The following is a 9,082-nucleotide window of genomic DNA, read 5'->3' as shown; positions in this document are numbered from 1 at the left end:
TCCAGCGCGGCCTGGACGAAGTTCGGCAACACCATGCCGTAGCGGCCGGTCTGGCGCGGGCCGGTGGTGTTGAAGAAGCGCAGGATGACGGCGGGCAGGCCAACCTCGCGGACATTGGCAAGCGTCAGGAATTCGTCGAGCTGCTTGGCCGAGGCATAGGACCAGCGCAGGTTCCGCGTCGCGCCGATGGTCAGGTCGTCATCCTCCGAGAAGGGGAATTTCGTTGCCTTGCCATAGACTTCCGAGGTCGAGGCGATGAAGGTCAGCTTGCGGTCCTTCAGCGCCGCCTTCAGCACGTTCTCGGTGCCGTTGATATTGGTCAGGATCGACCGCGACGGCTCCTCCATGATCAGCTTCACACCGACCGCGGCGGCGAGGTGGAAGATCGCGTCCGTCTCGTCGATAAGGCCCTGGACCAGCGCGGGATCGAGGATCGTGCCTTCGACGAAGCGGAAGCGGTTGTGCCCGGCAAGGCTTGCGAGGTTTTCGCGCCGTCCGGTGGAAAGGTCGTCGAGCACGGTGACGGAATGACCTTCGGCAACGAGACGTTCGGACAGATGCGAGCCGATGAAACCGGCGCCGCCCGTGATCAGTATCTTCATGTCCCCTCGCCTGAAATCCAGCCCGCCGATCCGGCTGCGGATGCTATCACGGACGCAGGGCGGCGGCCATGCGGTTGTCCCGGCTGGCCGCGCCAAAGGAAACAGTCCGGCGCTGCAGCGATCGGTGAACAGGGATTGCAGACACTGCCATCGCCCCGTGCCACCCGCTGCCGCGTGTCCCGCAGAATCGCCCGGCACGCCGGGAGCGCGGCAGCGGAAGGCAACCGGCTTCAAACCCGGCGTCACGGCGCGATTGTCCGCAGCAGAGGTACAACATTCCAGACTGGCCGCGTGGCGTTTGCTTGGCTAATTGGATATGTGCATCCTGCCTGCGGTCCGTGTTATTGGATGACGGTGCCGAGCGTGCTGCTGCGAGTTTGACCATGACCAATGCCTTTTCGCTGTTCTCGACGCTCAAGGACCGGATCGCCCGGCACGAGGCGCGGGTGACCACGGTGGGGCTGGGCTATGTCGGTCTGCCGCTGGCGCTGACGATCAGCGAGACCGGCTTTCCCACGACGGGACTCGACCTCAACGAAGCGCGGGTCGGGGCGATCAACGCGGGAGAGCGCGTCATCTCCTATTTCGCCGAGGACCGGATCCGCAACGCGGTCGCAGGCGGCCGGTTCGCGGCCACCCACAATTTCGCGACGCTGGCCGACGCGGATGTGATCCTGATCTGCGTGCCGACGCCGCTGTCGCCCGCGCGCGAGCCGGATCTGAGCTACGTCCTGCGGGCGGTCGAAGGCATCGCCCAATGGCTTCGGCCGGGCCAGCTTGTGGTGCTGGAAAGCACGGTCTGGCCCGGCGCCACGGCAACCGTGATCCGGCCGATCCTGGAAAGCGGCGGGCTGCGCGCGGGCGAGGATTTCTTCCTGGCCTTCTCGCCCGAACGCGAAGACCCGGGCAACCACAGCTTCGAGACCCGCACGATCCCGAAAGTGGTGGGGGCCGACGACGCCAGGTCGCGCGATCTGATCGACCTCTTCTATTCGCAGATCGTCACGCAGACGGTGCCGGTCAGTTCGCTGGCCACGGCCGAGGCGGTGAAGCTCGCGGAAAACAGTTTCCGGACCGTCAATATCGCGCTCGTGAACGAGATGAAGGTGGCGCTCGAGGCGATGGGCGTCGATGTCTGGGAGGTGGTGCGGGCGGCGGCGACCAAGCCCTTCGGCTACATGCCATTTTACCCGGGCCCCGGAATCGGCGGCGACTGCATCCCGGTATCGCCCGCCTACCTGTCCTGGCGCGCGCGCGACGTGGGCTCGTCGCTGCCGATCGTCGATCTGGCGCGAGCGAACAACGACAACGCCCCCGACATGATCGCAGGCCGCGTCGCGGTGGAACTGTCGAAGCGCGGCGGGCCGCCGGTCTCGGGCGCGAAGGTGCTGATCCTCGGGATCGCCTACAAGAGGGATGTCGAGGATACCCGCGTCAGCCCGGCGCTGGCCATCCTCAAGCGGCTGGAGGCGATGGGCGCGGTCTGCGACTTCCACGACCCCTATTTCCCGGTGATGCCGCTGACCCGCGACGATCCCGACCTTGCCGGCCGCCGCTCGGTTGCCCTGACCGCGGAGGCGGTGGCGGGCTATGATGCGGTGCTGGTGGCGACCGATCATACCCGTGTCGACTATGCGCTCGTGGCGCGGTCGGCGCGGCTTCTGCTTGACACGCGGAACGCCTTTGCGGCCCGCGGCGTGGTGCCCGCCGAGGGGCGGTTCGTGAAGATTTGAAGCGGGCCGCGGGTCGGTCCGCGGTGTCCGGAGTGGAGGTGCGATTCGGATGCTGTATTTGTTCGTTGTGCTGAGTGGCGGCGTATTCAACCCAAGGTTGATTTCTCTGCATGTCCCCGCCTCGCTGCAGGTGCGAAGGGGAACGAAGCGGTTATAAAACCCGGGATTGGTTCCATAAATGGTGCCCTTGGCAGCCGGTTCGGTGAAGATGGTTTTGCCCCTGCAGCGCCAGACTGTATAGTCGGCAGCGTGGGGTAGGATTTTAGAAAAGTCAGTTTGTCGGGAACGGTGGTGGCGAGAATGCAGCAGGATGACGCAAGTCCCGTCGTGGTGATCGGCGGCGGCCCGGCCGGGCTTACCGCGGCCTATGAGTTGCAGAAGCGTTCGGCCCGTCACAAGCCGAAGGTCTACGAGGCCTCCGACATGGTCGGCGGCATCTCGCGGACCGAATCGAACAACGGCTACCGCTTCGACATCGGCGGCCACCGCTTCTTCACCAAGGTGAAGGAGGTCGAGGCGATGTGGCACGAGGTGCTGAAGGACGATTTCATCACCGTCCCCCGCCTCAGCCGCATCTACTACCGCGAGAAGTTCTTCGACTATCCGCTGAAGCTCATGAACGCCCTCGTCAACATCGGCCCCTACGAGTCGATGCGCATCCTCCTGTCGTATTTCAAGTGGCAGGTCCGCCCCTACAAGAAGGAGGAAAGCTTCGAGGAATGGGTGATCAACCGCTTCGGCGGCCGGCTCTACATGCACTTCTTCCGCAGCTACACGCAGAAGGTCTGGGGCATCAGCCCGAAGGAGATCCGTGCCGACTGGGCGGCGCAGCGGATCAAGAACCTGTCGCTGTTCAAGGCGGTATGGAACGCGATTTCGGGTTCGAACGACACCACGAGCCTCATCGAGGAATTCCAGTATCCGCGTCTCGGCCCCGGCATGATGTGGGAACGCACGGCCGAGCTTGTCGAGGAACAGGGCGGCGAGGTGCATCTGCGCTCTGAAGTCCTGCGGGTGAATCGCAAGGGCAACCGCGTGACCTCGATCGACGTTCGGCACTGGCACGAGGACGGGCGCGATCCCGTGACCGAGCGGGTGGAGGGCGATCATTTCATCAACTCGATGGCGCTGCGCGACCTGATCCACGCCTTCGACCCGCCGCCGCCGCCCGAGGTCGTGGCCGCCGCGGACAAGCTCCGCTACCGCGATTTCCTGATCGTCACTCTGGTGCTCGACCATGCCGACCCGTTCAAGGACAACTGGATCTACATCCATTCGCCCAAGGTGAAGGTCGGCCGCATCCAGAACTTCCGTGCCTGGTCGAAGGAGATGCTGCCCGACCAGAACACCGCCTCGATCGGCATGGAATACTTCTGCCAGGAGGGCGACGGGCTCTGGACCATGACGGACGAGGAGCTGCGCGCTCTGGCCTCGAAGGAGCTGGAGCAACTCGGGCTCGCCAAGGCGTCCGACGTCATCGGTGCCGCGATCATCCGGCAGCCCAAGGCCTATCCGGTCTATGACGGCGAATACCGCGCCGCCCTCGACGTGCTGGAGGAGTGGATCCTGAGCCTCGAGAACTTCCAGACGGTCGGCCGCAACGGGCTGCACCGCTACAACAACCAGGACCACTCCATGCTCTCGGCGATGTATGCCGCCCGCAACGTCCTCGGCGAGAAGAACGACGTCTGGGACGTGAACGTCGAACGCTCCTACCACGAGGAATTCGAGGTCAAGAAACCGGCCGGCAGCGTCAAGCCGGCGCTCGCCGCGGAATAGGCGGGCCGCCGGTCCCCCGGGGCCCGGCGGCAACCTTTGGGGCCTCGAATGAACCTGCGCCGGATCACCGACGATATCTACCTGCTCTGGCTCGTCATGGCGCTGCCGGGCCTGTGGCTGCTCTACGAGCGGTTGGTGCCTCACACCAAGATGGACTACATCTGGTGGACCGGCCTGCCCTCGGTCTGGTTCCTCATCCTCAGCCTGGCGATCACCCCGCTGCAGCAGCTGTTCCGCCGCCCCTTGCCGTGGCTGAGGCAGCGGCGGCGGTATTTCGGTGTCGCCAGTTTCGGCTATGCGGCGCTGCACACGTTCATCTGGCTTCTGGGGGTGAACCTCGGCGCCCTGCTCCGGTCGTTCCTGCGGATGGACCTGCTGGTTGGCTGGATCGCGATGGCGATCATGACGGTGCTGGCCGCCACCTCGTTCGACACGGCGGTGGACCGGATGGGGCCGCTCTGGAAGCGGGTGCAGCGCTGGGTCTATCCGATGGCGGTGCTGACGCTCTTGCACTGGATCATGACCGACTATGGCGGCTGGCGGGAGGTCGCGGTCTATTCGGTGCCGCTGATCCTCTTGGAAGCCTGGCGTGTGCGGCGTTACCGCCGGCGGATGCAGCGGGCCTGAGGAATCACCCGCCGGGGTGATTCCCGTTTTCCAGACTCAGGCAACGATGTGGCCGGGCGGCCCGCGGGTCACTTGTTCCATCCGCGAAACGATGCCACGATGCTGACCCAATATCGTTGAAAACAACCGAAGGTTGTCAACAAAATGGCACCTTTGCGGCGTGCTTTCGGCGCAATCCGGTCATGTTTCCGTCAATTCCGTGGTCAAAGATGGGCCTCAGGTCGCGAGTTTGACGGTAAAGAGAGCACAATCCAGCCACCACGGAGCACCCAAATGACCGATCTCATCGAAAAAGCCCGCCTCGGCCGCACCAACGCCCTGTCGCACATTTCCGGCGAAGACCGCCTTGGCCGCGCCGGCCTGCGCGCCGGCCGCCACGCCGTTCCGTTCGCCTTCGTCTCGAGCCGCGCCAAGCTTGGCGGCCAGACCAATTTCGGCTGACCCACCCCACCCCCGCTTGCAGAAAAGGGCGCGCCCGGGAAGGACGCGCCCTTTCCTTTTGGCGGGGCGAGATTGCCGGTTCGTCAACACCTGCCCGGCGGGAAAGCCGCCTTTCGGACCGCCATTTTCCGTCCGCCTCGCGTCGGGTCCGCGTCGGTTTTCCGTCCCGACAGATGTCGGGACGCGAACGCGGCCGCAAGGGTCCGTTAACCCCGGCGAGCGGGGCGTTCCGGATCAGAAGATGCCGGTAAGATAGAGCAGGATGATGACGAAGATCGGGACTCCGAGAAGCCAGGCGATGATGCCCTTCATGATGTCCTCCGCGATGCGTGGTCTTGGATCGGGCCGGGCGGCGGGCTCCGCGGAGCCTGTCAGACCCGCCCCATCAGGGCGAGAATGAGCAGGATCACGAGCACCAGCCCAAGTCCGCCTGCCGGATAGTAGCCCCAGCCGCGAGAATAGCCCCAGGTCGGCAGGGCGCCGATCAGGGCGAGGATCAGGATGATGATCAGGATGGTTCCGAGGGTCATGGTGCTGTCCCTTCTGTGAAGGCCGAACGGCCGCGACGAGAGGGAAACGCCGGTGACGGGTGACGGTTCCGTGAGGCGGAGGGGGCATGGTGGGACGGGGCGCCGCCGGGCGGGCAGGATCGCGACGCGAGCTCAGTTGCCGTTAGCCGCGTCCGGGCGAGGGTGGGCCATGTCGACCTACCTGCGTCCCCGCCTTCCCGGCCTACCCCGTGTTCTTCACGGTCTGCCTCGCGGAGCGCGGATCAGACCTGCTGGTCCGCGAGGTGGACCGATTTCAGCACCGAACGGGCGGAGCCCCGGCGGCGAAGCCGATCACATTCGGGACGAGGGGATTTCGCCGCGCATGTCCGGTATTGCCCCATGAACCCGGTCAAGCACGGTTCGTCGAACGGCCCGACGATTGGCCGTATTCGTCGATCCATCGTGAGATCGCGTCGGAGCGATGGTAGGGTGCGTGATTTCACGCACCGATGTTGGCGTAAGGGACGGGGGTAGGGTGCGTGATTTCACGCACCAAGAGTGGCCCGGGGGAAGGTGTCCGGGTCGGGCAATGGTGCGTGCGAGCACGCACCCTACGGCTTGCTACGGCTTGCTTGCTACGGCTTGCCGACGCGAGCTCAGAACTGATACATGGATGAATAACGAATCCAGCTTTGTGGCGAAAATGAAACTTGTACTTCCGATAGCACTGGTCATCGCGCAGGTTGCCTTCGCAGAAGCCCCAACCAAGTGGTCGAGGCAGACCCAGACTTCCCCAATGACAGACGACCAAACAGAGTTATACTTCACCGACGCGAATTCACCTGTGGTCTGTGGATCTACCGTTTCGGAGGTGCGCTTATATTTGCATTGTTCTCCGAAAGGCCCACAAGCGCTGTTAGGAACAACTGGGTGCATTTTTCTTGAAGAGCATGTATTTTCGTATCGTGTCGATGACGATCCAAGGGCTTTCGTTTATTCAGTACCCCAGGAATCCGGCCGAGCGCTTCATCTCGTTGATCTCAGTGACACCGAGAAGCGATCAACTTCGTTCATTAGAGATATTGCCGGCGGCAGCCAACTCTTGATCGAATTGCAGCCCGTCGCAAGTCAAAGAGCTATCGTAAGTTTTGATATGAAGGGACTGAGAGAAATCGCCGGTCCAGACTTCACTTCTTGCATGCCGTAGCGACCGATAACAGTAGTTTGATAGCCGTCATATGTTATTTTGGCGACGCCGAGCAATCAGATTTTCGAGGATAGTAGCGTCGTGAGACTCGATTATTGCCGCCTTTGCTTGCGGGACTCGTAGCAATGGAGAACTTGCTGAGACGCCAGCCATCCTCATGTCATCTGGTGTGACGCGTTGCGTCGGAAAGTACTCCCTTACTTCGAAATCCACCAAGTATTGGAGGTCTTGCGGATAGGCCCCGGGTCGCCAGAATTCCTTTGGACACACTCCAGTCCTTTTTCCTGTAACGGAGAATTTAGCGTACACACCCGGGAGTTTATCAGCCTGTGTCACTCGTAGATAAAGAGAATCGTTCTCAGATACCTCGCGAAAGGTGGACTTGGGAAATACCCAGTATCCGATTTCGCGCTTGGTAGCGAAAAACCCTGCATAATCCCAAACCCTTACGGGATTACAAATGCAGATAAAAGAGCTCATCCCCTCACCTCGTGAACTTCTTGTACTTCACCCGCTTCGGCTCGATTGAATCCGGCCCGAGCCGGCGCACCTTGTCCTCTTCGTAGGCCTCGAAGTTGCCCTCGAACCATTCGACATGGGCGTCGCCTTCAAACGCCAAAATATGCGTGCAGAGCCGATCCAAAAAGAAGCGGTCGTGGGAGATGATGACGGCGCAGCCGGCGAAATCGTCGAGGGCGGCCTCCAGCGCCTGGAGGGTCTCCACGTCGAGGTCGTTCGTCGGCTCGTCGAGCAGCAACACGTTGCCGCCGGATTTCAGGAGTTTCGCCATGTGGACGCGGTTCCGCTCGCCGCCCGACAGGAGCCCCACCTTCTTCTGCTGGTCGCCGCCCTTGAAGTTGAAGGAGGAGCAATAGGCGCGGGAGTTCACGGTGACGTCGCCAAGCTCGATCTGCTCGGCGCCGCCCGAGATTTCCTCCCACACCGTCTTGTTCGCGTCCAGCGCGTCGCGGGACTGGTCGACGTAGGAAAGCTTCACCGTGTCGCCGTAGCTGACGGTGCCGGCGTCGGGTCTTTCCTGCCCGGTCAGCATGCGGAAGAGCGTGGTCTTGCCGGCGCCGTTCGGGCCGATGACGCCGACGATGCCGCCGGGCGGAAGCGCGAAGGACAGGTCCTCGATCAGCTGCTTGTCGCCGAGGTGCTTCTTCAGCCCCTCGACCTCGATCACCTTGCCGCCGAGGCGGGGGCCGTTCGGGATGACGATCTGGGCCGAGGTGATCTTGTCGCGTTCGGATTTCGACGCCATCTCATCATAGGCGTTGATCCGGGCCTTCTGCTTGGCCTGCCGCGCCTTGGCGCCGGCGCGGATCCATTCGAGTTCCTTCTCCAGCACCTTCTGGCGGGCCTTGTCCTCGCGCGCTTCCTGGGCGATGCGCTTTGCCTTCTGTTCGAGCCAGGCAGAATAGTTGCCCTCGTAGGGAATGCCGCGGCCGCGGTCCAGTTCGAGGATCCAGCCGGTGATGTCGTCGAGGAAGTAGCGGTCGTGGGTGACGATCAGGATCGTGCCCTTGTACTCGATCAGGTGCTTTTGCAGCCAGGCGATGGTCTCGGCATCGAGGTGGTTGGTGGGTTCGTCGAGGAGGAGCATGTCGGGCGCTTCGAGCAGCAGCTTGCAGAGCGCCACGCGGCGGCGTTCGCCCCCCGACAGGGTTTCCACGTCGGCGTCGTCGGGCGGGCAGCGCAGGGCTTCCATCGCCACGTCGATCTGTGAATCGAGGTCCCAGAGGTTTTCGGCGTCGATCTCGTCCTGGAGCCTGGCCATCTCCTCCGCCGTCTCGTCGGAATAGTTCATGGCAAGCTCGTTGTAGCGGTCGAGCTTGGCCTGCTTGGCCTTGACGCCCTCCATGACGTTGCCGCGGACATTGAGCGCGGGGTCGAGCTGCGGTTCCTGCGGCAGGTAGCCGACGGTGGCGCCCTTGGCGGCCCAGGCCTCACCCGAGAAGTCCTTGTCGAGGCCGGCCATGACGCGCAGGAGCGTGGACTTGCCCGAGCCGTTGACGCCGACGACGCCGATCTTGACCCCGGGCAGGAAGTTCAGGCGGATGTTTTCGAACACCTTCTTGCCGCCGGGATAGGTCTTGGAGACGCCATCCATGTGGTAGACGAACTGGTAGGATGCCATCGGGGTGCCTCGTGCCGCTGAAACCGGGGATCGGGGCCTTCTATCCGGGGCGGAGGGGCGGC

General features: G+C 63.2%; 8 protein-coding genes. 5 read left to right on the top strand and 3 right to left on the bottom strand.

The features are described from left to right. Positions 1 to 602: GDP-mannose 4,6-dehydratase (locus ACE3P6_RS03330; protein ID WP_374391602.1), on the bottom strand; the 602-nt coding region annotated here is incomplete at its 3' end. A gap of 383 nt (positions 603 to 985) precedes the next feature. Here ACE3P6_RS03330 and ACE3P6_RS03325 point away from each other — a divergent pair. The 4 genes from ACE3P6_RS03325 to ACE3P6_RS03310 all read left to right on the top strand — a co-directional run bounded on the left by ACE3P6_RS03325 (position 986) and on the right by ACE3P6_RS03310 (position 5,182). Further along, entirely contained in the window at positions 986 to 2,335 is a 1,350-nt protein-coding gene (locus ACE3P6_RS03325; protein ID WP_374391600.1) for a nucleotide sugar dehydrogenase, read from the top strand. Between the two features lie 300 nt (positions 2,336 to 2,635). Further along, the gene (locus ACE3P6_RS03320; RefSeq protein WP_374391598.1) at positions 2,636 to 4,114 is read left to right on the top strand and encodes an NAD(P)/FAD-dependent oxidoreductase; all 1,479 of its coding nucleotides are present in this window, start codon (positions 2,636 to 2,638) and stop codon (positions 4,112 to 4,114) included. A gap of 48 nt (positions 4,115 to 4,162) precedes the next feature. After that, a complete protein-coding gene (locus ACE3P6_RS03315; protein WP_374391596.1) occupies positions 4,163 to 4,741 on the top strand; it encodes a sulfite oxidase heme-binding subunit YedZ in 579 nt (192 codons plus the stop codon). 273 nt (positions 4,742 to 5,014) lie between these two features. Beyond that, positions 5,015 to 5,182 carry a hypothetical protein gene (locus ACE3P6_RS03310; RefSeq protein ID WP_374391594.1) on the top strand — a complete coding sequence of 56 codons (168 nt, stop codon included), beginning with the start codon at positions 5,015 to 5,017 and terminating at the stop codon, positions 5,180 to 5,182. Positions 5,183 to 5,553: 371 nt separating this feature from the next. Here ACE3P6_RS03310 and ACE3P6_RS03305 read toward each other — a convergent pair whose 3' ends face one another. Next, positions 5,554 to 5,712 (bottom strand): DUF3309 family protein, encoded by a 159-nt coding sequence (locus ACE3P6_RS03305; protein WP_374391592.1) that lies wholly within the window; start codon positions 5,710 to 5,712, stop codon positions 5,554 to 5,556. 634 nt (positions 5,713 to 6,346) lie between these two features. Between ACE3P6_RS03305 and ACE3P6_RS03300 the strand changes: the two genes are divergently transcribed. Continuing rightward, positions 6,347 to 6,880: a hypothetical protein gene (locus ACE3P6_RS03300; protein ID WP_374391590.1), complete on the top strand. Its 534-nt coding sequence runs from the start codon at positions 6,347 to 6,349 to the stop codon at positions 6,878 to 6,880. Positions 6,881 to 7,364: 484 nt separating this feature from the next. Here the strand turns inward: ACE3P6_RS03300 and ettA are convergent, their stop codons facing one another. Continuing rightward, positions 7,365 to 9,020 carry an energy-dependent translational throttle protein EttA gene (ettA, locus tag ACE3P6_RS03295; RefSeq protein ID WP_374391588.1) on the bottom strand — a complete coding sequence of 552 codons (1,656 nt, stop codon included), beginning with the start codon at positions 9,018 to 9,020 and terminating at the stop codon, positions 7,365 to 7,367. Positions 9,021 to 9,082: the final 62 nt, after the last annotated feature.

This window comes from Tabrizicola sp., from assembly GCF_041911175.1.
Taxonomy (GTDB): domain Bacteria; phylum Pseudomonadota; class Alphaproteobacteria; order Rhodobacterales; family Rhodobacteraceae; genus Tabrizicola.
Note: the sequence above shows the minus strand (reverse complement) of the source record. Positions and strands in the feature narration are given on the sequence as shown.